Genomic DNA, 24266 nt, shown 5'->3' with positions numbered 1-24266 from the left:
ACCTGGAGCACCGCCGGCCAGTCCAGGCAGCGGAAGGCACGCGAGTACGGGATTCCGTGGATCATCAGCATGGCACCCTCCCTTGCGACGCGGCGATCCTGTCGCAGGGGCCAGAAGACGCAAGCGCCAATATACGGGCCGCAACGGCAACAGTTCACGGAAGCCGGGTCACGTCTTGGAGATGGTGTGCTACCCTCCGCCACTACAACCGAGGCATGTATTCCGCCCCCCTATGGTGTCTTCCGCTCCATCACCCGCCGAACCCCGGAAGCGGCCCCCCCGGGCCCCACGGCGCTTCGGGCTGGCCACGCATCTGCTGGCCGTGCTGCTGGCTGCGCTGCTGCCGGCGCTGCTGGTGGGCGGGCTCGCCGTGGGCGTGGCGGTGCGGGGCTACCGCGCCGCCTTCGAGGCGCGGCTGCAGGATACCGCCCGCGCCCTGTCGCTGGCGATGGACCAGGAGATCGCGGCGCATCTCCAGACGCTGGAGGCGCTGGCCGGCTTCACCGGCATGGACCCGGAAGACGGCCTCGCCGGCTTCGACGCGCTGGCGCGGTCCGCGGCCGTCTCGCTCGGCACCTCGATCTTCGTCTACGGCCCGGGCCCGGAATGGCAGCAATGGGTGAATACGGCCAAGCCCCTGGGCTCGCCCCTGCCGGCCGGGCTCGCCATGGGATTCGAGCCGCGCGCGCCGGTGCCGCGGGTCTTCGCCACTGGCCGGCCGGCGCTCGGCGATATCGCCACCGGCCGGCTGCTGGGCCTGCCCCGCGCCGCCATCCTGGTGCCGATCCGGCAGGGCGATCAGGTGCGGGCGGCGCTCGGGGCGATCCTGGACCCAAGCCGCTTCTCCCGGACCCTGGCCTCGCTCGGCCTGGTCAATGGGACAGTGGCCATGCTGATCGACGGCCAGGGCGTGGTCGCGGCCCGCTCCGAGCGGGCCGGGGAAATGACCGGCCGCTTCATGCCGGCCTGGTATGCCCCCGCCATTGCCGACCGCAGCAACGGCCTGTTCGCCGGCCAGGGGCTCGACGGCCAGCCGATGATCCTGGCCTTCCAGCGCCTCGCCACCGACCCGGCCTGGACCCTGGTGGTGACGGAGCCGGCCTCGGCCTATCGCAATGCCTGGCAGACGCCGCTGATCGCCCTGGCCATCGGCGGCGGCGCGGCGCTCGCCTTCGGCCTGCTGGTCGCCGGCCTGCTGGCGCGGCGGCTGCTGCGGCCGCTGCATGCGCTGGTCGGCCATGCCGAGGCCGCGGCCGCCGGCGGCAGCCCCATCCCGCCGCCCGAGACGGGCGGCGGCATCGCCGATTCGCCCGGCTGCGCGACCGCCTGGCCGAGGCGCAGGCGGCCATCGCCGAACGCGGCGCCGAGGCGGCGCGGCTGGCCGCGGCGCTCGACACCACCACCTCCCTGGTCCGCCGCCTGGATGGCACCATCCTGCATTGGAGCCGCGGCGCGGAGGAGCTTTACGGCTGGCCTGCCGCCGATGCCATCGGCCAGGTGTCGCATGGCCTGCTGGAAACCGGCTTCCCGGAAGCCCTGGCGGCGATCGAGGCGCGGCTGCTGCGGGATGGCCAGTGGGAGGGCCTGCTCCGCCAGCGGGATCGGCAGGGGCGGGCACTGGTCGTCGCCAGCCGCTGGCGCCTGCATCGCGCGGCGCCGGGGGGCGACCTGGTGGTGGTGGAAGGTGCCGCCGACATTACCGCACGGGTGGAGGCCGAACGCTCCCGCGATCTGGTGGCGCGGGAGTTGCACCACCGGGTGAAGAACCTGCTCGCCACGGTGCAGGCCCTGGCGGCGCAGACCCTCCGCTCCGGCAGCCGCGACCCCGAGCAATTCGCCGCTGCCTTCACCGCCCGGCTGCGGGCCATGGCGCGGGTGCAGGACCTGCTGACAGTTGAGGACTGGCGTGACGCGGAGCTGGCGGCGGTGCTGCGCGCCGCGCTCTCGCCCTGGCTCGGCGCCGGCGGCCGCATCGCGCTGGCGGGGGAGGGGCGGGCGCGGGTTTCGGCCAAGCAGGCCCAGGCCCTGGTGCTGGCATTGCACGAACTGGCGACCAATGCCGGCAAGCATGGCGCGCTTTCCGCGCCGGAAGGCCGGGTGATCCTGTGCTGGCGCGCCGGGCGGCAGGGCGAGGTGGCGCTGGATTGGACCGAGCGCGGCGGCCCACCGGTCGCCGGCGCGCCTTCCCGGCGCGGCCTGGGCTCCCGCCTGTTGCAGGCCCTGCCGCGCGAGCTGGGCGGCGGGGCCACGGTGGCGCTGCGCTACGAGCCGGAAGGCGTGAGCGCCTCCATGCGCTTCTCCGCGCGGGTGGAGTAGGGCGGGGCGGCCTGCCTTTCGGAGTCTTGTCGGGAAATTTTACAGATGCCGGGGCCGTCCCAGGCGCTAGCCCTGCTCCGTCAGGAGGATGCGGTGGCGGCTTCGACGAGGGCATCGTCTGGTGGCAGGTCGGCATCGGCATGGCGGAGATGCCACAGCCGCTCATGGGCGGCGATCAGGGTCCACATCTCCTGCCGGCGCCGCCGGATATCGGGCTCGACGGCCATGGCCTCCTCGGTGAGGCGCAGAAGCCTGGCGGCAAGGTCGAGATGCCCCCCCGTCGCAGGCGCGGTGGACCGCGACGAGGAGGATGTCATGCAGCCGGCGGCTTCGATGGACCATGGGAGGCACGCGAGGTTCAGCCTTCAGATCTGCGTGGCCATCCGGCGGAAGGCCCTGGCGCATCCTTCATTGCCGGGACCTTCGGGAGGAAGGGGGCCAGGCGCGCCGTGGCGCCCGGCCCCATCCGGTTCAGCCCTTGCGGGCCCGCCGCGCCAGCCCGAGGCCGAGCAGGCCCATGCCGAACAGCGCCAGCGAGGCCGGCTCCGGCACGTTCGTCGGCGGGGTCGTGGCATTGCCGCCGGTGAGCAGCAGGTGCGAGATCGCCGGCTGCTGGCCGCCAGCATTCACGAAGTTGATGTCGAAGGTGCCGGTGCCGGTATTCGGGCTGATCGGCAGCAGCACGTTGTCGAACAGGTAGCCGGACCCGGTGTTGCCGGCGAACAGCGCGACCCCGAGGTCAACAATGAGCGGCAGGTTGGGCAGACCGGCAACATCCGTCCAGGTGACGGTCCAGGTTCCGCTGTTGCCGGCGCTGGCGGTGACGGTGAAGGCCACGCCACCGAGGCCGGTCGGGGTTCCGGCATCATCCGACTTGTCGAGATAGACGAACGACGTCCCAAGCGCCGTGTTCAGCGAGTTGGTCTCAGAGGTCGGCCCACCGCCCTGGCTCAGGTTGTCGGCGCAGGAAGTGGGATTGTAGGACGTCGCACCGATGAGCAGCGTGACATCGGAGGTCAGGCAGGCAGCGGCCTCGGCAGACGCAGGCAGCAGAGCGGGGGCTGCTGCCAGGGCTGCTGCCAGAGCGGCAGACCGCAGATAGTTGAAACTTGGCATTGGCTTCTCCTTGGTCCCAGTGGGGCAGTAGGCCGTGTTGTTCCTGGGTGAGGTCACTCCAGTGCCTCACGGTCCGGCTCCGCAAGCCTTAATGCAGGAGTCATGCCAACTAGAAAAACGGCCGAATTTCGCCAATTTGCCCATGCCGGGGCACCTTTTCGTAACTTTGTAAAATTTTACGACTCGTTCCAAAACCTGGAAATTTACGGAAGCGGTGACAGGCTTCCGCTATTTGGTCCTGCAATCGCAACATAGCGCGATGTGCTGGCGGCTTCGACGAGGGCATCGTCGAACGGCAGGTCGGCATCGGCATGGCGGAGGTGCCACAGCCGCTCATGGGCGGCGATCAGGGTCCACATCTCCTGCCGGCGCCGCCGGATATCGGGCTCGACGGCCATGGCCTCCTCGGTGAGGCGCAGAAGCCTGGCGGCAAGGTCGAGATGCCCCCCCGTCGCAGGCGCGGTGGACCGCGACGAGCATGGTATCGTGCAACCGCCTGCTGCGATGGGCCATGGGGTTTTCCGGACATTGCCCCTTCAGGGCGGCCCTGACCATGAGGCCACCCCTTGCACAGACCCTGCCGTAGCGGTTCAGCTCCTGCACCGGCCTGTCCGGCGACCGGAGCTTCACGTCAGGCAACGCGCCGGACCGCGCCTCAGCGGCCGCCGGACAGCGCCGTGGCCTGCGCGACCAGGCCCGGCCCCTGGGCCTCCAGCACCGCCTGCAGCAGTGCGCGCTGGTGCGCCTGGCCTGCGGCCTCGGCCTGCGGTCCCTCGGCTTGCAGCGTCACCATAGCGACGACCGGGGCGCCGCCGCCGCCACGCAGGCTGTTCCAGGCCTGCGTGGCGCGGGTGCGGAGCCCGTCGCCGGCCGGCCGGCCCTCCAGCCAGGCCGCGACTGCCACCGTGCCGGACTGGCCGCCGCCCTGGCTCTCGCCCTGCGCGCGGAACTGGCGCGCCTGCCAGGCCGCCATGCCGCCAGAGGGACGGATCCCGAAGCTGTCCTCCTCCTCGTCCCCTCCGGTGGCGCGCCGCCGTTCGGCGGCGACCGGGGCCCAGGTCACGCGCGATGGAAAGACCAGCAGCCGCGCCGAGACGGTGGCGCCGGGGCAGTGCAGTGCGGCGCCCTCGGCGGTGGCCGTGCATCCCTCCGGCGCGGTGAGCCGGGCCGGGACGGCGGTCGCCGGGCCGCCGAGGGCACTGTCCAGCCCGGCGGCCAGGGCCGGCCCCAACGCCGCCAGCGCCACCGCCAGCCCGGCCGCGGCGGCCAGCGCCGCGCCGCGCGGGGCGGCGGTGTCGGGCACCGCAGGGGGATGGGCGGGCGCCGCCGCACCATCCTCGCGGAAGGGCAGCCCGGCCAGGATCAGCAGCAGGATCACCACCGAGAAGAAGCCCCAGCCATAGATCACATGGTCCGCCGCCGCCGCCTCGGCGCTGCCGAGATACTGCCCGAGCACCACGATGCCCAGCGCCCGCAACCCATTGGCAATAATCGGCACCACCAGCGCCAGTACCATCACCAGCAGCCGCCGCCCCGGGCTGCGGAACATCGTCAGCGCATAGAGCGCGCCGAAGGCCAGGGCGGCAATGATGAAGCGCAGCCCGGCGCAGGCCTCTGCGACCAGATAGGTGCCGGAGGTGGTCTCGATGACGAAGCCGTCGATGTAATGCGTGATGCCGAGCAGGCGCAGCCCGAGCCCGATCATCCAGGCCGTCGCCGCCTGCAGCGCGGGCACGGCGAAGGCGCCGAAGGGCACCAGGAAGACGAGATAGGCCAGCGGCCCCGCCATGGCGCGGCAGATGCGCCAGCCCAGCACCGCCAGCACCAGCACCTCCAGCAGCGCCAGCGCGGCGAGTTGCCGGCCCTCCATGATTCCCAGCCGCTCCGCCACCAGCCAGGCCAGGACCGCAGGCAGGGCCAGCAGCGCCAGCAGTGGCGATGGCGCGGGCAGCAGCCCTGCCAGCCGGTCCCGGCGGTTCCAGGCCAGCCAGGCGGCGATGGGCAGCACCAGCCAGCAATGGTTGTAGGCGGTGGAGCGGTCCCAGGTGGCGATCGCCGCCGTGCCCTCCTCGGCGAAAAGGAAGCCGAACGGCACCAGCCCCAGGCCGAGCGCCACCAGCGCCGCGACCCAGGGCGCTCGGCGCGACCCGGCGGCCGCGGGGACCACCACCTCCGCCACCGCGTTCATGCCGCTGCTCCGATCTCGGCCAGGGAGGGTTGCGGGGCATCCGGCTCCAGCATCGGGTCCAGCCGCCGGAGCGTCGCCGCCCAGTCATGCCCGGCGGCGACGGCGGCCCGCGCCGCGCCGCCGAGGCCGGGATGCGCGCCGGCCAGCACCTCCCGCACCCGCTGCGCCATCTCGGCGGCGCCATCGGCCACCAGCAGGTCGCGGCCGGGCCGGGCGCGCACCCCCTCGAAAGCCTGGGGCGAGGCGATCACCGGCCGGGCCAGCGCCATCGCCTCCAGCACCTTGTTCTGGATGCCGCGCGCGATCCGGAGCGGCGCCACCGCCAGCGCGGCATGCGCGAGATAGGGCCGCACATCCGGCACCGAGCCCGTGACATGCACCCCCGGCAGCCGCGCCAGCGCCTGCACCGCGGCGGCGGGATTGGCGCCGACGATATGGAATTCCGGCGGCACCGCGGCGCCGGCCCGCAGCCCCGGCAGCACCTCGCGCGCGAACCAGGCCACCGCTTCGATATTCGGCCGGTAGCCCATGGTGCCGGTGAAGACCAGCGCGGGGGCCGGGCCGGAATAGGGATTGGGGTAGTCGCGGGCCGGGTCGAAGCGGGCGAGGTCCACGCCATTGTCCACCCAGTCCACCCGCGCCGCGCATTCCGGCGCGAGTTCGGCGAAGCGCCGGGCCTCCTCGCTGGAGACGAGGATGGTGCGGTCGAAGGCGGCGGCGGCCTGGCGCTCGAAGGCCAGGAGGGTGCGTGCCTCGCGGGCCCAGACCTGGCGCATCGGCGGGCGGGCGCCGGCGGCATAGGCCAGCCATTTCTCGGAATCCACATCCACCATGTCGAGCACCCGCCGCAGCCCAGGGCGCCGCGCTGCCGGCCCCATCGCGTAGGGCGCCATGGCCGAGGAATAGACGAAGACCGCGTCAAAGCGCCCCTCGGCCAGGCCCCGCTCCGCCCAGGCGCGGAGCCCCGGCTCGTGGAACCAGCCCAAGGTCAGCGGCCGGCCGGGGCGGAGTTGCAGCAGCGCCCGCGCGGCGGCCCGGATGCGGTGGCCGGTGGGCCGGCATTCCACCGCGGCGCAGCGCTGCCGCAGCACCGGCACATGCGCGAGGTCGGCCGGGTCATCGACCAGGCAGCCCAGCTCCACCTCCCAGCTTTCGGCCAGGTGATCGAGGATGTGCCAGGCGCGGATCTTCTCGCCCTTCTCCGGCGGGTAGGGGATGCGGTGGCACAGGAACAGCAACCGGCGGCGGGGCATCGCCTGGCTCAACCCAGGCCGCGCACGATCGGTGGCCCGAGCAGATTGGCCACCGGCAGCGGCAGCCGGCGCCAGGCGGCGATCATCAGTTTGTATTTCGGATTGGTGGGGTTGTGCTCGGGCAGCCGGGCGCCCTCGCGCAACTGGTAGCAATAGTGCAGCGGCTGCGCGGTGAAGCCCCAGTTCTTCTTGAAGTCGAAGGCGCCGGTGCCGGATTTGCTGCGGCCGAAATCGAACAGCCGCGCCCCGCGCTCCGCCCCGGCGCGGCGCATCACCTCCCAGTACATGAAATCATTGGCGGCCACCTGCCGCGCCTCCCGGGTGCCGCCGCCATAATAAGGGATCACCTCGTCGCGGAAATGGAAGTTCAGCACGGCCGCGACGGGGCGGCCCTCATGCAGCACCGTGGTCACGTCGTTCGCGCCGGGGAAGGCTTCGCCCAGCAGGCGGAAGTAGCGGCGCGGGAAGACGGGGGTGCCGAGGTTGCGGACGCTTTCCGCATAGACGCGGTGCAGCCGGTCGGTGTCGCCATCCGATACCGAGGTGAGACCGTTCTGGATGCCCTTGCGCACCATCGCCCGCTGCTTGCGCGGGATCGCCTTCATATCCGCCTCGGCATTGCCGCTGATGGGCTTGCGGAAGGTGTAGTAGAGCGGCGGCCGCACCGGCCAGCCCGGATCCGGCCGGTGCAGCCGGCGGAATTCGAGGCTCGGCGCGCCGATCCGCCGCATCAGCCCGAGCGCGTGGGATTCCAGCGCCGCCGCCGCCTCCGGCGTGCTCGCCACCGGGCCGCCATAGACGCAATAGGGGGTGGAAGCGAGGGTATCGCCGAAGAGCCAGGTGCGCATCCGCGCCAGCGGCAGCACGCCGGTAATGGCGCCATCCTGCTCCGCCAGCGCGTAATGCGTGGCATGGCCGAAGGCGCCGCGGATCACCTCGGCCCAGGCCGAGAGGTGGAAGAAGGTGGCCTCGGGCGTCGCCTGCACGAACGCGTCCCAGGCGCTGCGCGAAGCCTCGTCCAGCTCGCGAATGCGTACTGCCATCCCCGCCCCCTCATGCCGCCGCGCGCAGCGGGGCATCCGCCCCGTTGATCGCCGTGGCGAAAACCTCGTCCATCCGGCCCCAGGCGAAATCCTGGAGCAGCCGGTCCAGCCGCGCGGCCATGCTGCCAAGGCCCGTATAGTGCCGGAACCGCGACAGCCGCCCGGCCGCCTGCACGCGCGGCTGGCCCGGGTCCACCTCCCAGGGGTGGAAGTAGAAGATGCCGGCGCGCGCCTCGGCGGTATTGACCCGGCGCAGCCCGGCGCGGAACAACCCATAGGGCAGCAGGCGGAACCAGCCGCCGCCGGCGCAGGGCAGGTTGCGGCCCGGTGCGCGCACCGTGGTCATCGGCAGTTCCACTACGCCATCCGGGCTTGGCCGGTGCGGGCCGCGCGGCGCATCCGGCGCGCCATAGAGGTCATGGCTGATCGGGAAGACCGAGGAGCTGTAGCGATGCCCCTCCTCCGCCAGCACCCGGTGCGCCCAAGGGGTATGCGGGCCGATCGAGAAGGTGGGGGCGCGGTAGCCCACCACTGCGACGCCGGCGGCATCCTCCAGCACCTGCTTTGCGCGGCGGAGATCGGCACGGAAGGCGGCTTCGCCCAATTGGTCCACCGGCTCATGGCCATGGCCGTGGCTGGCGAGTTCATGCCCGGCCCCGGTGATGCGGCGGATCAGCGCCGGGTGGCGCTCGGCCACCCAGCCCAGGGTGAAGAAGGTGGCCCGCACGCCGGCGCCGGCGAAGGCTTCCAGCACGCGGTCCGTATTTGCCTCCACCCGGCGCTCCAGCCCGTCCCAGTCGGCACGGCGGATGGTGCCGGCGAAGGCCTGCACCTGGAACCAGTCCTCGACATCTACGCTCATGGCGTTGCGCGGCGCGGGCGCGCCGGGGGCATTCCGCGGCGCGGGCGTGCCGGGGGTATCGCGTGGCGGCGCGAGGTCCGGGCGGCTCATCGGCGGGTGCTGCCGATATCAGCGAAGAGGTCCATCATGCGGCTGAAGACGCGCTCGCGCCGGGCAGTCAGGCGCTCCAGCGCCTCGACCCGCTGCGCCAGGCCATCCAGCGCCGTCTCGTCACCGAAGGACGGCGCGCCGCCATAGGCCGCCGCGCCGCGCGGACCGGCATGCGGCAGGATGCCCTGGCCGCCGCCCAGATCCTCCTCCAGCTCCAGCGCCGTGGCCTCGACCAGAGAGGCGCTCAGCTCCGCGCTCCGCTCCAGCGCGCCGCCCAGCAGCACGCGCGAGCAGAGCCGGTTGATGCGGCGGGGGATGCCGCCGCTGTGCCGGTGCACGAGGTCGAGCGCCGTGTCCTCCCAGGCGGGCCGGCCATCCCAGCCCACCGCGCGCATCCGGTGCTCGACATAGGCATGGGTCTCGTCGCGCGACAGGCCGGCGAGATGGTAGGAGGCGAGCACCCGCTGGCGCAGCTGGTCGAGATCGGGGCTGGCGAGGGTGCGGCGCAGCTGCGGCTGCCCGAGCAGGATGGTCTGCAACGGCGCCCGCCCGCCCTCGGTGATGTTGGAGAGCATGCGCAGCTCCTCCAGCGCCGGCGGCGGCAGGCCCTGCGCCTCGTCAACGATGAGCAGGTAGCGCCGGCCGTCCTCCGTCGCGCCGGCCCGCAGCGCGGCGGAGATGCCGCGAAGCACCGTGGCCTTGTTCCCTTCCGAGGGTGCGCCGAAGGCATCGGCCACCAGGCGCAGCAGGTCGTCGCCGGAGACCTGCGTGGTCACGATCCGCGCCACCACGAAGCCATTGGGATCAAGCTCGGTGCAGAGCCGCTCCACCAGCGTGGTCTTGCCGGCGCCGACCTCGCCGGTCACCACCACGAATCCCTCGCGCTGCGCCAGGCCATACATGAGATGCGCATAGGCGCGGCGGTGCACCGAGCTGGCGAAGAACAGCCGCGCATCGGGCGTCATCTGGAAGGGATGCTCGCTGAAGCCGTAATATTCGGTGTGCATGGCGCCGGTCCTAGAAAGTCTGCCGCAGGCCGACCAGGATGATGTTCTGCGTGACGCGGCCATTCGTGGCGTTGCCGCTGCGGGTGATCAGCAGGTATTGCAGGATGGCCGAGAGCTTGGGGTTGATCTGGTGCGTCAGCCCCGCATTGGCGCTGAACAGGTCTCCCGATCCCGAGGTTGGGGAATCGAAATGGCCGTATTGCAGGTAGCCGAACAGGTTGGTCACCGGCGCCAGCGAATGCGACCAGCTCAGGGCGCCATAGATGCCTTCCTGCGCGAAGCCGGTGGTGCCGGGCGCGATGGCGACCGGGCGCTGGTCCTCATGGTACACCGAAAGCGTGAGGCTGTCCCGAGGCCAGGTCTGGGTGATCGCGGCCACGGCGCGCTTGATCCGCAGCAGGCTGCTCTGCACGCCGAGGAAGGAGCTACTGTAGGATTGCAGCGTCGGCGCCCCGGTCAAGGTATCCACCGGATTGCCGAGCGCATCGAGCGAGGTGGTGGACAATAGATCCGCCGCGAGCAGCGCCGAGGTCGCCAGCCGGTCGGAGTAGTTCGCGGTGAGGCGGGTTCGGCCGCCAAGCGCAACGCTGGCATCGAGATAGAAGGAATTGAAGCCGTCGCGGTGGCCGTATTTCGCGATGATCACGCTCTCCGGCCCCGGGGTCAGGCGTACGCCCACCGCCCAGACCGGATCCTGGATCCGCAGCGGCGGCACGCCGGCATAGCGCTGGTCCTCATAGCCGCCTTCAGCCAGCACGGCGACACCGCGCATGATGGCGTAGCGCGCCTCGATCGTGGCGATGTGGCGATGCGCGTTGTCCAGCACGCCGGTGCCTGAATAGAAGGTGCCGCTCGCCTGGCCCTGGAAGGCGAGGGGGCCGAAATCCTCGCCGGTGCGGACCACCGCATAGCCTTGATGGGCGGTGAATTCCTGGGCGGTGAAGAAGGGCGCCCCGCCCTGGGACAGGAACTGGTTGTTCCCGTCCTGGGAAACATGCTGGAAGGCGTAGCCGATCTGCGCCGTGGCCAGGCCGCCGAAGCGATGGATGTAGTAGGGCGAGGCCTGTATGCTGGTGGTCTGTACCTGGTTGCGCCGGTCGGTCACCAGCCCGCCCTGCGGCGAGGAACCACCGGCGGTCGCCTGCACGGACCCGGTACCGCGCAGATCGAAATACAGGCTCTGCGGTATCAGCGTGGCCAGCGCCTGGGCATTGTAGAGGTGGGCGATCCGGTTCTGGTCGCTCTCCGAGGCATAGATCTGGAAATTAGGCGAGTAGCTGAGCGTGCCCCGCAGCCGCGACGTGTCGGCCGTGGCGAAGATGCCGGGAATGATGCTGGTGATGAGGTCGGAACGCTGGCCGCGGCTGGTCTGGTTCACATTGTCGGTGCCCATCAACTGGACCGCCAGGCTCGGCACGATGTTCCAGCTTCGCCCCGCCGAGCCGGGCTCGGTAGTCGGCGCGCCGAAGGGGAAGCCGAGATTGCCGAGACGCACCGGTGGCGGGGAAAGCGGGCCGCTGGATTCGCCCTCCGTGGATGGCGCAGTCGAGGTCGGCCCAGGCCAGTCCGGCGCTTCGGTTCCGGGAAAGGGGGGCGGATCTGCCAGTGCCGGGGTCGCAGCCGCCAGCGCCGCCCCGAAGGCCGCGCAGCGCCCCGCCCATGCCAGCGCCCCGCGGCCGGGCCGCCCTTCGCTATGCGGCGGGCGATGCACCGTATTCACCGTATGCGCCAAAGGTGTCGTTGGCGGTGATCCGCACCCGGTTGAGCAGCAACTGCAATGTCGGGCAGGCCTCGACGATGTCGAGCGCGGCCTCCACCTCGTTGCGCTGCGTCCGCTCCGCCTGCACCACCATCACCACCTGTCCGGCGATGGGCGCGAGGCTGCTGGTGTCGCTGGTGGACAGGCAAGGTGAGGTATCGACGATGACGGCATGGTGCGGCATCGCCGTGGCCAGCCGCTGGAGGGCGGCCGCCATGGCCGCGCTGGGCGGCACCTCCGGCCCGCCGGGAACCGGCGCGCCATAAGGCAGGAACAGCAACCCGGGCACCGCCGTCGGCACCAGCATGCGGCGCGGATGCAGCGCCGGATCGGCCGCGAGCGTCCGCAACCCGGGCGCCTCGACCTGGCCGAGCAGATCGCCGAGCGAGCCATGCGACTTGCCGTCGGCATCGACCAGCACGACCGGCATGGCGCTGCTGACCGCCATGCTGACCGCGATGTTCAAGGCGTTGAAGGTCTTGCCCTCGTCGGGCCTGGCGCTGGTGATGAGGATGAGATGCGAACGGCTGTCACCCGGCTCGGCCGCCAGCATGGTGCGGACGATCTGGTGCTGCACGACGCCGATCTCTTCCGAGATCCGGCTCCGCGCGCCACCGGGGATCGTGGCCAGGCCGGCCCGCGTCAAGGTATCCAGGCTGATGCTGGCGGGGGTGGAATCGGCCGGCGCGGCCGCAGCCTCCGGCGCCACCCGCTCGTCGGGCGGCGCCGGCTGTGGCGGCTTTGGTGGCGGCGTCTGGGCGACCGGGCCGGGCGGGGGCGAAGGCGAGGGTGAAGGCGACAGCAGGTCGAAACCCTGCATGGCCTCCACCGCACGCTCGACCAGATGCGGGCGGCGCGCCGGGAACTCGTTCATGCGAAGGCCCTCAGCAGCAGCGTGGGCCCGGCCATGACGGCGCCGAACGCCAGGAGAAGAAGCACGAAGCCAGTCCCGAAGGCCAGCACCGGAAGCGCCCGGTGTGCCGGCGCCCCTCGCAGGGCCGATATGCCACCCAGGACCGGCAGGCCGATGCCGCGCAGGTCATGCACGGTGTAGAAGGTCGCATCCAGCTGCGCGAGCAGGAAGGCCAGCGCGGCGCCCGCGCCCAGGCCGAGCAGCAGCACCCCCGAGAGCAGCAGCGGGCGGTTCGGCGCGACCGGCAGGGCGGGAACCGTCGGCGGGTCCACCACCTCCATCTTGACCCGGTCCGATCCCGTCCGCGCCGCGTCGCCGATCTGCAGCGCCTCGCGGCGGGCCAGCAGCTCCTCGTAGTTGCGGCGCATGACGGTGTAGTCGCGGTCGAGATTGGTGAACTGCGCCGCCAGTTCCGGCTGGGTCCGCGCCACCGCCTCCAGCCGTTCCAGCTCGGCCTGGCCGTCGCGGGTCTGCCGCTCCAGCGATGCGACCTGGGCGTCCGCATCCACCATCCGCACCTTGAGTTGCTCATAGAGCGGGTTCGCGCGGGGGCCGGCGACGCTGCGGGGGCCAGCCGGGCGAGCCGGTCCGCCACCACCGCTGGCGCGCAATTCCTCGATCATGTTGCGGGTGCTGATGACCTCCGGATGCCGCTCGGTATAGCGCAGGCGCAGCTCACGCAGGTTCCGCTCGGCTTCCGCGAGCCGGCTTTCACCGCTGCCGCCATCCGCACCCGCCGGCAGCATGGCCGGAGCCTGCGCGAGCTGTTGCCGCGTGAGGTCGCGGCGCATGCGCGCGTCCTGCAATTCGCCCAGCAAATGCTGCTGCTGCACCCGCTGCGCATCGAGTCGCGAGGCGCCGCCATTCGCCGAAGGCAGCAGGTCCATGTAGCGGGCCTGGAACTCGGCCCGGCGGCGCTCGGCCTCGCGCAGCTTGACTTCATAGGATTGGATCTGCTGCGCCAGGAACTGCCGGGCATTGTCGATCTGCTGGCGGTCGGAGCCGGCGGCGGATTCGATGAAGAGGTTGATGACCGCCTGCACGACGTCATGGGCGAGACGGGGCTGCGGATCGCGATACTCGATGGTGAACAGGTTCCTGGTCTGCGGCGTGATGCGGATCGACCGCGCCAGGTCGAGCAGCAGCCGCTCGCGCGAGGCGGTGCTGTCCACCCGCATGTCGAGATCGGTCCTGGCGATCACCTTCTCCAGGTTCGGCCGGCTCAGCAGGGTCCGCTGCAGCATCTCGACCTGGCTGGTGGTGGAGTTGTCGATCGCGATGCCGCGGAGCAGCGAGCCCAGGATCGCATCGGCATCCGCATAGATGCGGGCATTCGCCTGGAACTGGTTCGGGATGGTGTAGACACCCGCCCAGCCAAGCCCGGCGACAAGCCAGGCGAGGGCCAGCGCCTTCCAGCGATGGCGCCAGGCGGCCGCGGCCTGGCGCCTGATGAGCGCGGCGATCTGCATGGTGTCGCGCCTTTCCCTAGAACCAGCCCTGTGGAATGACCAGCGTGTCCCCGGGCCGCATCGGCAGGTCCTGCGACACATCGCCGTCGCGCAGCAGGTCGGACAGGCGCACCTTGATGACTTCCGGCGGTGCGCCCTCCCGCTCGCGGCGGATGATCTCGGCGCGGTTCCCGGCGGCGTAGCGGGTCAGGCCCTTGGCGCTGATCATGACATCGAGCACCGTCATGCCGTCCCGGTAGGGGATGCCCATGGGCTGCGTCGCCTCGCCGAGGACCCGGATCTGCCGGTTCGGCGGCCCCTGGAAGGATTGCACCATCACGGTCACGTTCGGGTCGCGCACATAGGTGCTCAGGCGCTGCTCTATCTCGCGTGCGAGTTGCGAAGGGGTGCGGCCCGCCGCCTCGATATCGGGGACGAGCGGCAGCGAGATGCGCCCGTCGGGGCGTACCGGAAGGTTGGGGGCGCTGAGTTCCGGCGCACGGTAGACGAAGACGGTCAGCCCGTCGCCCGGACCGATGATATACCCGGAACTCGTTGCCGGGGCGTCCTCGGTAGCCGGCAACGGTGTCCGCGGGCCGCTGCCGCAGGCCGCCAGCGCAAGGGCACAGGCCAGCGCCACAGAAACAGTCAGCAAACGGTGCGCCACCATACCCTGCACTCCTCAGGAGCGCGCCGTCGCGGCGCGGCCTCGTCCGCCGGGGCGCAATGGCGCCCCTGTCCATGAAAGCGGTACCAGCCTATGCACCGTGAAGCATCCGGCGCAATAGACTTATGGGCAATTAAGACAAAATTTTAGACCCTCGCAGTCGCAAAAATGGAACCTCCGGCGGTACAGCCGCATCGCAGGGAGGCACAACTTGAGGTAGCACAGAACTATACTTCTGTGCATCACGTTACGGAAACCATCGTATCACAGCGCCGTGACGCCGAAGGTGGCCTCGAAACCCTATCGAGATGTTGATGCCGTTCTCCTGCCCCGGCCGCATTCTCGGGCTAGGTCTTTACCGAAATTAATCTCAAACTCTGGAGGCACGGCAAGCTGCCGAGAGCGACAGCGAGCCCCTCGGCCCGTGGCCTGAGGCATGCCGGGGAGTGGTACGATGACGAACCTGTTCGGCCACAGCGTCAGATCGGAACTGCTTCTTCTTTACGTAGTCGAAGCAATTGCATGCTTTGTGGCCGTATACGCCATACTTTCCTGGGGCATCGTCCAGGGGGTGCCCGCGGATCACGGCGGGACCGTCGCCTTCGCCGCCGCCTTCGCCCTGTGTTCCGGCATCATCTCCGGCGCCAGCGGCCTTTATCAGCCCGAGGCCTGGCAGCGGGCCAGGCGGTTGCTGGCCGGTGCCACCGTAGCCGCCCTGCTGCTGCTGCTGCTGGCGCGGCTGATCCTGATGGTGGTGGCCCCGGGCCAGTTCGGGAATGCCCCCTGGGGCAGCCTCACCGAGGTGCTGCTGGCCTCCGCCGCCGCCATCCTGCTGACGCGGCTCGGCTTCGCCGCCGCCGCGCGCAGCGGTTTCCTCAAGCATCGCCTGGCCGTGGTGCATGGGCCGGAAGGGCCACTCGCCCCCGAAGCCGAGGCCGCCGGGGACTCGCCGCGCCATGACCCCTTCGAGGTCGCCCTCGCCATTCCGGCCGGCGGCGCTCTCGCCGAGGCGCTCGCCCCCGAGCGGTTGCGGGCACGGCGCATCTGGGCCGTCGTCGCCGCCGATCCGGCGAGCGTGCCGGCCGCGGTCCGCCGCCGTTGCGAGGCTGCGGGCATGCCCGTATTCAGCGCCGCCGAATTCCGTGAGCGGCGCCTGAGCCGCGTGGATTTCGAGCATCTGCCCGAAGACTGGCTGGCCACCAGCGGCCCCCGGGACAGCCTGCTGGATGCCGCGGCACGCCGCGGCCTCGACCTTGCGGCCAGCCTCTCCCTGGTGCTGCTGACCCTGCCGGTGCTGCTGCTCACCGCGCTGGCCATCAAGCTCGACAGCCCCGGCCCGGTCTTCTATCGGCAGGAGCGCGTCGGCCGTGGCGGCCGGGTGTTCACGCTGCTCAAATTCCGCAGCATGACGGTGGATGCCGAGGCAGGCGGCGCGCTCTGGGCCAGCCGGCAGGATCCGCGCGTCACCCGGGTCGGGCGCCTGATCCGGCTGACCCGCATCGACGAGATCCCGCAGGTGCTGAACGTGCTGCGCGGCGACATGGCCCTCGTCGGCCCGCGGCCGGAGCGGCCCTGCTTCGTCGAGCAGCTCGGCCGGATCATCCCGCACTACAATGACCGCGCCTGCGTCAAGCCCGGCATCACCGGCTGGGCCCAGGTCAACTACCCCTATGGCGCCTCGGTGGAGGATGCCCGGATGAAGCTCGCCTACGACCTCTACTACATCCGGCGGCGCAGCCTTTTCCTGGACCTGCTGATCCTGGTCGCGACCGTCCGTGTCGTGCTGTTCCAGGAGGGTGCGCGATGAACCGGGCAGCCAGGCCGCGGCCAGCGTGACGGTCGCCGCCTCTCCCCTGTTCTATGCCGGCTGCGCCGCGGTCTGCCTGGTCTGGACCGTGCTGGTGCTCGGCGTCGGGCGCGGCCGGGCGATGCTCCTGCCGGCCATGGCCTGCGGCGGCGCCGCACTCTGGGCGGCGGCGGTGGCGCTCACGCCGGAGACGCCGCTTTCGGGGGTGGCCGGGGCGCTCGAGATCCTGCGCGGCGCGGTCTGGTTCGCCCTGCTACTGAGCCTCTGCCGCCGCGTCGCCGGCCGTGCGGCGCCTTTCGTGCGCCGCTTCGCCTGGGCGGGCGGGGTGGTGACGGTGCTTGCCCTGGCCTCGGTGATGCCCGGCGCCGATGACGCGCTGGCGCTGCCCACGCTGGGTTCGCCGGCGCTGCTGGCGCGGCTCGGCCTGGCCCTGCTGGTGGTGCTGCTGGCCGAGAACCTGTACCGCAATGCCAACGAAGCCTCGCGCTGGCAGGTCAATCTGCCCTGCATCGCGCTGGGCGGCCTCTCCGCCTTCGATGTGCTGCTCTATGCGGATGCGGCGCTCTACCGGGCGGTGTCCCCGGTGCTGCTCGATGCCCGTGCCGCGCTGACCGCGCTGGCGCTGCCGCTGCTGGCGGTCGCGGCGGTGCGCGGCCGGCGCTGGCGGCACGACCCCCCCGGTCTCGCGCGAGGTGGTGTTCCACGGCGCGACCCTGGTGGTGGCCGGCGCCTTCCTGCTGGGCGTCGGCGCCGCCGGGGAGGCGCTGCGCCATTTCGGGGCGGATTGGGGCCGGGCGGCGCAGGCAAGCCTGTTGGCCGGCGGGGTGCTGGTGCTGGTGGTCGCCGCCGCCTCGCGTTCCGTGCGGTCCAAGGTGCGGCGCCTGGTCGTGGATCACTTCTTCACCGCCCGCTACGACTACCGCCAGGAATGGCTGCGCTGCGCCACCGCCCTCTCTGCCCCCGACAACGAGGCGCCGGCTCCGGTCCGCGCCATCCGCGCCATCGCCGACCCGGTGGACAGCCCCGCCGGCGTGCTGCTGCTGCGCGACCCCGGCGAGCCCGGGCTGCGCTGGACCGGGTCCTGGAATCTGCCGGCCGAGCCGGTTGCGCTGCCCGAGGACCATGCCCTTTTCGCTGCGCTGCGGGACGGCGGCTGGGTCGCGGTTCTCGCCACGGACCTGCCGGCGGATCTGCGCGCCGCCTTCGGACCGCTCTGGCTCGCCGTGCCGCTCCTCCACCACCGCGAGGGGTTGCTGGGCGCGGTGCTGCTCGCCCGGCCGCGCGCCGCCTTCACGCTCGACCAGGAGGTCTTCGACCTGCTACGCACCCTTGGCCGGGAGGTGGCCATGTTCCTGGCCGAGCGCCGGGCCGCCGAGCGGCTGGTGGATGAGCGGCGGCTGGCGGATTATGCCAAGCGCTTCGCCTTCGTCGCGCATGACGTGAAGACCGTATCGAGCCAGCTCTCCCTGCTGCTCGCCAATGCGGATGAGAATCTGCAGGACCCGGAGTTCCAGCGCGACATGCTGCTCACCGTCCGTGCCTCGGCGACGCGGATCAATACCCTCATCGCCCGGTTGCGCCAGCCCGAGGAGGCGCCGGTCGCGCCGCCTGCCACTGCCGTCGCACCGCTGGCCCGGCTCCGTGCCATCGCCGGGGCAAGGGCACATCCCATCCATATCGAGGATGACGGACAGGCGCCGGACCTCGCGGCCATGGCACCGGAGCGCTTCGATGCCGCCGTGACGCATCTGCTCGACAATGCCGCCGAAGCCTCCGGTCCGGGCGAGCCGGTGCAGGTGCGGGTGCGGCACGAGGCCGGGCGCATCGTGGTGGACATCACCGATCGCGGCCAAGGCATGACCCCGGAATTCATCCGTGACGAATTGTTCCGCCCGCTCAGCACCTCCAAGCCGCGGGGCAGCGGCATCGGCGCCTGGCAGGCGCGCGACCTGCTGCGCGGCGCGGGCGGCGACCTGGCCGTGCTGAGCCGGCCGGGCGCGGGCACGACCATGCGCCTCACCCTGCCTGCCGCTGCCGCACGCCCGCTCGAGGCTGCGGCGCAGGAGAGGTGTGCATGAGCAAGCCGAAATTGCTGGTGGTCGAGGACGATCCCGGCCTCTGCGCGCAGTATCGCTGGGCCTTTCCCTCGTGCCGCGTGGTGATCGCCAATGACCGCAACCAGGCCGAGGCGCTGGCCCGCAAGGAACAGCCCGCCGCCGCCCTGCTCGATCTCGGCCTGCCGCCGGATCCGGAGGGGGTGAGCGAGGGCTTCGCCACGCTGGAGGCGCTGCGCCGCGCCTGCCCCGGCCTGCCGGTGGTGGTGGCGAGCGGCCAGGGCCAGCGCGAGAATGCGTTGCGCGCCGTATCGCTCGGCGCCTATGACTTCTGCGAGAAGCCGGTCGATCTCGCCGTGCTCCGCACCGTCGTGGACCGGGCGTTGCGGCTGCGCGAGTTGGAGGAGGAGAACCTGCGGCTCGCCGCGGCGCCGCGCCCTTCGCCGATCCGCGATATCGTCACCTCCGACGAGGCGATGCTGAAGGTCTGCCGCACCGTGGAGCGGCTGGGTGGCGTCTCGGTGCCCGTGCTGCTGCTGGGCGAGAGCGGCACCGGCAAGGAGGCCCTGGCGCGGGCGCTGCACGAGATGGGGCCGCGCGCCGGCAAGCCCTTCGTCGCCATCAATTGCGCCGCCATCCCGGAACCGCTGCTGGAAAGCGAGTTGTTCGGCCATGAGCGCGGCGCCTTCACCGGCGCGGTGCGCCAGGTGACCGGGCGGATCGAGGGCGCCGATGGCGGCACGCTGTTCCTGGACGAGATCGGCGACCTGCCGCTGCCGCTGCAGGCCAAGCTGCTGCGCTTCCTGCAGGACCAGGTGATCGAGCGGGTCGGCGGCCGCACCCAGATCCGGGTGGATGTGCGGGTTGTCTCGGCCACCAACCAGCCGCTGGAGGAGCAGGCCGAAAGCGGCCGGTTCCGCGCCGACCTGCTCTATCGCCTGAATTCCCTGACCATCCGCATCCCGCCGCTGCGCGAGCGGGGCGGCGATGCGCTGCTGCTCGCCCGCTGGTTCCTGGCCCGCCATGCCCGGGAATACGATCGCCGGCTGCGCGGCTTCGATGCCGAGGCCACCGAAGCCATCGCCGCGCATCGCTGGCCCGGCAATGTGCGCGAGCTGGAGAACCGGATCCGCCGCGCCGCCCTGATGGCGGAGGGGTCGCTGGTCACGGCCGCCGACCTCGAACTCGCCCCCGCCGCTGCGGCGCAGGAGGCGGATCTCGACCTCCGCGCCGCCCGGATGCGGGCGGAGCGCGAGGCCATCGAAAGGGCGCTGGCACGCAGCAATGGCAGCCTCTCGGCCGCTGCCCGGCTGCTCGGCATCAGCCGCCCGACCCTCTATGGCCTGCTGGACACGCATGGCCTGGCCATTCCCCGCCAGGCGCCGGACGCACCGGCCGCCACCCTTGCCTCAGATGCCGTGTAGCTGGAGATAAGCCATGGCCAAGCCGCTCCTGCCGTTCTACGCCCTTGGCCGTGCTGCCGGCCGCGTGCCCGTGCTGGCCCTGACTGCCGCGCTTGCCGCCGCCAGCCTGGCCGCCCCCCCGGCCGCGCTGGCTGGACCGCTCGAACGCGCCCAGGAGGCGCAGGCGCGCGGCGACCTGCGGGCGGCGCAGATCGAATTCCGCAATGCCGTGCGCGCCGAGCCGAATTCCGGTGCCGCCCGCGCGGCGCTCGCCTCCGCCAGCCTCGATCTCGGCGACATGGACGCGGCGGAGAAGGAGGCGCGCGCGGCGCTCGATCGCGGCTACGACCGGGCGGCCGGAACCGCGCTGCTGCTGCGGGCCTATCTCGGGCAGCGGCGTTTCCAGGAATTGCTGCGGGACTTCCCGGCACCGGAAGGCCAGCCACCGACGCCGGCGCAGGCGGCCGTCGCCGGCCAGGTGGCGGCGGCCCGCGCGATCACGCAGATGCTGCTTTCGCAGCCTGAGGACGCGGAGCGTTCGGTCGCCGATGCGCTGCGCCTGGCGCCCTCGGCCGTGGAGCCGCAACTTGCCGCCGCGGCCCTTGCCGTAAGCAAGGGCGACCGTGCCGCGGCCGAGGCCGCGACGGACCGGGCACTGGCGCTCGACCCGAATTCGGCCGAGGCGCTGCTGCGCAAGGCCAGCCTGCAACTGGAAGGCGGCGACCGCCAGGCGGCGGAGGAGAGCCTGGGCCGGGTGATTGCCCGCATGCCCGGCAATGTGGTGGCGCGGCTGCGGCGGGCGGAGGTGATGCTGCAACTCGGCGACACCGCCCGGGCGAAGCAGGATGTGGACGCCGCGCTGACCAGCCAGCCTGGCAGCGTGCCCGGCATCTACCTGCGTGCCCTGCTGCTCGCCCGTGCCCAGGACTGGCGCGGCGTGGACGAGACCTTGCAGCGCATTGGCCCGATGCTGGCCAATTTCCCCGATGGTTTCCTGTTGCAGGCGACCGCCAAGCGCGCGATCGGCCAGACGGCCCAGGCGGAGGACGCGGCGCGCCGCCATTTCGCACGCCGCCCGGAAGACCCGCGCGGGGCCAGGCTGCTGGCGACGCTCGAATTCGAGGGCGGGCGCCCCGACGCCGCCCGGGAGACGCTCCGGCGCCTGGATGCGCGCGGCGCCGCGGATGCCGAGGCGCTGGACATGCTGGGCCGCCTCTATGGCCTGGCCGGCCGCCGGCGCGAGGCGCTGGACGCCTTGCAGCGGGCCGCGGCCCTGGCGCCGGAGAATCCCGGCATCCTGACCCGTCTGGCCGCCGCGCGGCTCGCGGCCGGGGATGCCGCGGGCACGACGGCGACGGCGCATAGCGCGCTGGAACACGGAGCGGCCCAGCCCGGCGTGCGGGAAATGCTGGCCGCAGCGGCGATGGTGCAGGGCGACCTGGCCGCCGCGGCGGAGGAACTCGGCCGGCTGGACCCGAATGCCAAGCGCAGCGAGCCGGCTGGCGTGCTGGAGGGCACGCTGCACCTCGTGCATCTCGACCAGGCCGGGGCGCGCACGGCCTTCGAGGCGGTGCTGCGCGACTACCCGGAATCCGTCGGTGCCCGGCTCGGCCTGGCGCGGCTGGCTTCGATGCGAGGCGATCCGGCAGAGGCCGAACGCCTGATGGCGGAAGTGCTGCAGCGCCAGCCCGGCAATGCCGAGGCGATCAATCGCCTCGCCGCCGCCGCGACGTCCGGCGGCCCCCGCGCCGCCCCCGCCCGGGCCACGCTGGAGGCGGCACAGGCCGCCGCGCCGGGCGAGCCGCTGCTCGCCCTTGCCTTCGCCAATGTGCTGGTCCGCAGCGGCGATGCCGCCCGGGCGGTCACGGTGCTGGATGCGGAGGCGCTGGAGGCGCGCAGCCGCGGGCCGGCGCTGCATCTCGCCCGCGCCGAGGTGCGCGCCGCCGCAGGCCAATGGGCCGAGGCGGAGGCGGCGAGCCGGGCCGCGCTGGCCGAGGACCCGGACTCCTCCGGCGCGCGGCGGCAACTCGCCGCGCTGCTGACGCGCAATGGCGACGCGCGGGCGGCCGAGGCGGTGGTGCAGGAGGGGCTGCGGCGGAAGCCGGGCGACGCGATCCTGCAACAGACGCTGGTCGGGCTCACCTTGCAGGCGCAGGGGCTGGACGCGGCGCTCGCGGTGGCGGACCGGCTGGCGCAGCAGCCCGAGGCGCAGCCGGCGGCGGCGACGCTGCGCGGCGACCTGCTGCTCAATGCCCGGCGCCCGGAGGAGGCCGCGCGCGCCTTTGCCGCGGCCAATGCCGCGGCGCCCTCCTCGGTGCTGGCGATGCGGCAGGCCACGGCCTGGATGGCGGCCCAAAAGCCGGCGGAGGCCGCGGCGGCGTTGAGCGCCCGGCTGGAACGCGAGCCGGCGGATCTCGCCGCGCTGAACATGCTCGCCCAGTACGACCTCCAGGCCGGACGCCTCGCGGAGGCGGAGCGGCGGCTGACCGATCTGGTGGCGCGCTCGCCGACGAACGGGGTAGCGCTCAACAACCTGGCCTGGGTGCTGGCCCAGCGCGGCGGGCCGGACACCGCAAAGGCCCGCGGCTTTGCCGAGCGTGCCTATTTCCTGATCCCCGGCGCGGAGGCGGCGGATACCCTGGGCTGGATCCTGGCCCGCGGCGGCGAGGCCAAGCTGGCAGTGCCCTTGCTGCGCCAGGCGGTGGCGACCCCGCGGGCCGCACAGACGCCCGATCCGGCCATGTCCTACCGGCTGGCCTATGCGCTGCATGCGGCCGGTGAGCGCGAGGAGGCGCTGCGGGTGCTGGACCCGGTACTCGCCGGCGGCACGGCCTTCCCGGAGCGGCCAGAGGCGGAGCGTCTGCTCGCCGACCTTCGCGCCGGGCGCTGACGTGGCGCGGAAGGGGCAGGCCATGGGCAAATCCGCTGCGCCACTCCGCCGGCGGGACCTTGGCGTCCTGGCAGCCTCGGCACTGACCGCCTGTGGCGGGCCGCTTGGCGCCTCCGCCCAGTCCGGCGGGTTATTCGCGGGGCTGTCCGGAACGGTGCTGCCCGCGCCGATGCCCTGCCTGTCCAGGCCGGGCGAGGCGGCCGGCCTGGTCCTGGAGGGGACCGGGGCGCCGGCCGGGACCATCACCGTCTTCGGCCAGGCCTTCCGCCCCGGGCAGGTGCCGCGCCAGGCGCAATTGGTGGCGCATCTGGCGGATGGACGGCTGCTCCCAACCCAGATGGACGTGACGCGACGGCACCCGGACGGTTCGGCCCGCTTCGCGGTGGTCAGCCTCGCCGCCCCGGGGTTGGCCTCCGGCAGGCGAACCGGGGTGGTGCTGTCGGCCCGCCCGGCAGCAGCGGCGGCGCCGCTGGACCTCGCCGCGGGATTCGCGGAGCGGCGGGCGATCCTGGAAGTGGGGGCGGCCGGTGGCGAGCCCTGGCGGGCGGATCTCGGCGCGCTGCTGCGCTCGGGCCCGGCAGGCCAAAGGCCCTGGCAATCTGGGCCGCTGGCCAGCCAGGCGCGCATCGTGGTCCCGGTGCCCGCTGCCGCGGCGGGGGGCGCCACCTCGCTGCGGCTGGTGGCGGATGTCGCGCTGCGTGCGGATGGCACGCTCTGGGTCGATTTCTGGCTGCGCAATGATGTGGCGATGCTGCCTGGCGGCGGCCCGGCGAGCTATGCCGCGCGCCTGCTGCTCGACGGGCGCGAGGCGCTGCGGACCGGGCCGCTGCGGCAGGCCCAGTATACCGGCTGGGGCAGGCTGCTCGGCACCGCCCCCGGCGGCCGGCCTGCACCCGTCCCGCCGCTGGTGCGGCCGGATGCGGCCTCCCTGGTCGAGGCTGCGGGCGTGCCCCGCTACGATCTCTCGACCGGTGTGGATGAGGCCCTGCTGGCGCGGTTCGGCGCCGAGGCGGCGGCCCCCGCCTGGCAGGTGCCGCTCGGTGCGCGGGGGCTGACCCAGTATATGCCCATGACCGGGGGGGCGGGCGGATATCGGCCCGGCGACCCAGGCCCAGGCGGCCTGGCTCATCACCGGCGACCGGCGCGTGGCCGCCTATGTCATTGGCCAGGCCGAGGCGGCCGGCGCCGTGCCCTGGCATTTCTGGGACCCGCGGGGCGGCTCGGGCGGCACCGGCGGCTGGATGGACACCCGGCACCGGCCGAAGCTTTGGGTGGACTACCGTGGCGGCCAGGGCGGCACCGAGGGCCTGCTCCAGCCGGTGGGCGAGGATTCTGGCTGGACGTCCGACACCGCGCATCAGCCGGACCTTTGCTATGTGCCTTATCTGGTGACCGGCCGGCGGGCTTTCCTCGATAATTTGCAGGCGCAGGCTTCGCATGCCGTGATGAC

Annotated in this window: 19 protein-coding genes and 1 pseudogene; 7 read left to right on the top strand and 13 right to left on the bottom strand. The window is 72.3% G+C overall.

Going from position 1 to position 24266, the window contains the following annotated elements; translation table 11 throughout:
- Positions 1-69: 69 nt before the first annotated feature.
- Both KSF81_RS30485 and KSF81_RS30480 read left to right on the top strand, forming a co-directional pair.
- Positions 70-1662: pseudogene (locus KSF81_RS30485) on the top strand (hypothetical protein); the annotation flags it as partial.
- 12 nt (positions 1663-1674) lie between these two features.
- Positions 1675-2316: a sensor histidine kinase gene (locus tag KSF81_RS30480; RefSeq protein WP_309139670.1), complete on the top strand. Its 642-nt coding sequence runs from the start codon at positions 1675-1677 to the stop codon at positions 2314-2316.
- Between the two features lie 80 nt (positions 2317-2396).
- Here the strand turns inward: KSF81_RS30480 and KSF81_RS24855 are convergent, their stop codons facing one another.
- The 12 genes from KSF81_RS24855 to KSF81_RS24800 all read right to left on the bottom strand — a co-directional run bounded on the left by KSF81_RS24855 (position 2397) and on the right by KSF81_RS24800 (position 14665).
- Positions 2397-2633, bottom strand: coding sequence for a hypothetical protein (locus tag KSF81_RS24855; RefSeq protein WP_217381260.1), 237 nt, complete (start codon positions 2631-2633; stop codon positions 2397-2399).
- A 154-nt stretch (positions 2634-2787) separates the two neighbouring features.
- Positions 2788-3489 carry a PEP-CTERM sorting domain-containing protein gene (locus KSF81_RS24850; protein ID WP_309139669.1) on the bottom strand — a complete coding sequence of 234 codons (702 nt, stop codon included), beginning with the start codon at positions 3487-3489 and terminating at the stop codon, positions 2788-2790.
- Positions 3490-3635: 146 nt separating this feature from the next.
- Positions 3636-3830 (bottom strand): hypothetical protein, encoded by a 195-nt coding sequence (locus tag KSF81_RS24845; protein ID WP_217381259.1) that lies wholly within the window; start codon positions 3828-3830, stop codon positions 3636-3638.
- A 257-nt stretch (positions 3831-4087) separates the two neighbouring features.
- Positions 4088-5620: an exosortase A gene (gene xrtA, locus KSF81_RS24840; protein WP_217381258.1), complete on the bottom strand. Its 1533-nt coding sequence runs from the start codon at positions 5618-5620 to the stop codon at positions 4088-4090.
- Positions 5617-6873: a TIGR03087 family PEP-CTERM/XrtA system glycosyltransferase gene (locus KSF81_RS24835; RefSeq protein ID WP_217381257.1), complete on the bottom strand. Its 1257-nt coding sequence runs from the start codon at positions 6871-6873 to the stop codon at positions 5617-5619. The genes xrtA and KSF81_RS24835 overlap by 4 nt, the downstream gene beginning before the upstream one ends.
- An 8-nt stretch (positions 6874-6881) precedes the next feature.
- Positions 6882-7916: a FemAB family XrtA/PEP-CTERM system-associated protein gene (locus KSF81_RS24830; RefSeq protein WP_217381256.1), complete on the bottom strand. Its 1035-nt coding sequence runs from the start codon at positions 7914-7916 to the stop codon at positions 6882-6884.
- A gap of 10 nt (positions 7917-7926) precedes the next feature.
- Positions 7927-8868, bottom strand: a complete 942-nt coding sequence (locus KSF81_RS24825; protein ID WP_217381255.1) for an XrtA system polysaccharide deacetylase — start codon at positions 8866-8868, stop codon at positions 7927-7929.
- Positions 8865-9875, bottom strand: coding sequence for an AAA family ATPase (locus tag KSF81_RS24820; RefSeq protein ID WP_217381254.1), 1011 nt, complete (start codon positions 9873-9875; stop codon positions 8865-8867). Before KSF81_RS24820 ends, KSF81_RS24825 begins: the two co-directional genes overlap by 4 nt.
- 10 nt (positions 9876-9885) lie before the next feature.
- Positions 9886-11370, bottom strand: a complete 1485-nt coding sequence (locus KSF81_RS24815; protein ID WP_217381253.1) for a TIGR03016 family PEP-CTERM system-associated outer membrane protein — start codon at positions 11368-11370, stop codon at positions 9886-9888.
- Positions 11371-11566: 196 nt separating this feature from the next.
- Entirely contained in the window at positions 11567-12508 is a 942-nt protein-coding gene (locus KSF81_RS24810; RefSeq protein ID WP_217381252.1) for a hypothetical protein, read from the bottom strand.
- Positions 12505-14016 carry an XrtA system polysaccharide chain length determinant gene (locus KSF81_RS24805; RefSeq protein ID WP_217381251.1) on the bottom strand — a complete coding sequence of 504 codons (1512 nt, stop codon included), beginning with the start codon at positions 14014-14016 and terminating at the stop codon, positions 12505-12507. Before KSF81_RS24805 ends, KSF81_RS24810 begins: the two co-directional genes overlap by 4 nt.
- A gap of 16 nt (positions 14017-14032) precedes the next feature.
- Positions 14033-14665, bottom strand: a complete 633-nt coding sequence (locus KSF81_RS24800; protein WP_217381250.1) for an XrtA/PEP-CTERM system exopolysaccharide export protein — start codon at positions 14663-14665, stop codon at positions 14033-14035.
- 433 nt (positions 14666-15098) lie between these two features.
- Between KSF81_RS24800 and KSF81_RS24795 the strand changes: the two genes are divergently transcribed.
- On the top strand, positions 15099-16469 hold the full coding sequence (locus tag KSF81_RS24795) for an exopolysaccharide biosynthesis polyprenyl glycosylphosphotransferase (protein ID WP_309139668.1): 1371 nt from the start codon (positions 15099-15101) through the stop codon (positions 16467-16469).
- Positions 16470-16722: 253 nt separating this feature from the next.
- On the opposite strand, the gene KSF81_RS30475 is transcribed toward KSF81_RS24795, so the two are convergent.
- Positions 16723-17139 (bottom strand): hypothetical protein, encoded by a 417-nt coding sequence (locus KSF81_RS30475; RefSeq protein WP_254453732.1) that lies wholly within the window; start codon positions 17137-17139, stop codon positions 16723-16725.
- Positions 17140-17164: 25 nt separating this feature from the next.
- On the opposite strand from KSF81_RS30475, the gene prsK reads away from it, so the two are divergent.
- From prsK to KSF81_RS24775, 4 genes are read left to right on the top strand one after another with little or no spacing between them, the layout of a single operon-like run.
- Positions 17165-18547, top strand: coding sequence for an XrtA/PEP-CTERM system histidine kinase PrsK (prsK, locus tag KSF81_RS24790; protein ID WP_309139667.1), 1383 nt, complete (start codon positions 17165-17167; stop codon positions 18545-18547).
- Positions 18544-19947: a PEP-CTERM-box response regulator transcription factor gene (gene prsR, locus KSF81_RS24785; RefSeq protein WP_217381248.1), complete on the top strand. Its 1404-nt coding sequence runs from the start codon at positions 18544-18546 to the stop codon at positions 19945-19947. Before prsK ends, prsR begins: the two co-directional genes overlap by 4 nt.
- Before the next feature lie 13 nt (positions 19948-19960).
- Positions 19961-22816 (top strand): XrtA/PEP-CTERM system TPR-repeat protein PrsT, encoded by a 2856-nt coding sequence (gene prsT, locus KSF81_RS24780; RefSeq protein WP_217381247.1) that lies wholly within the window; start codon positions 19961-19963, stop codon positions 22814-22816.
- Between the two features lie 22 nt (positions 22817-22838).
- On the top strand, positions 22839-24233 hold the full coding sequence (locus KSF81_RS24775) for a hypothetical protein (protein ID WP_217381246.1): 1395 nt from the start codon (positions 22839-22841) through the stop codon (positions 24231-24233).
- Positions 24234-24266 lie beyond the last annotated feature (33 nt).

It is taken from the genome of Siccirubricoccus sp. G192 (genome assembly GCF_019084075.1).
Lineage (GTDB): Bacteria > Pseudomonadota > Alphaproteobacteria > Acetobacterales > Acetobacteraceae > G192.
This window is presented reverse-complemented; position numbering and strand designations above follow the sequence as displayed.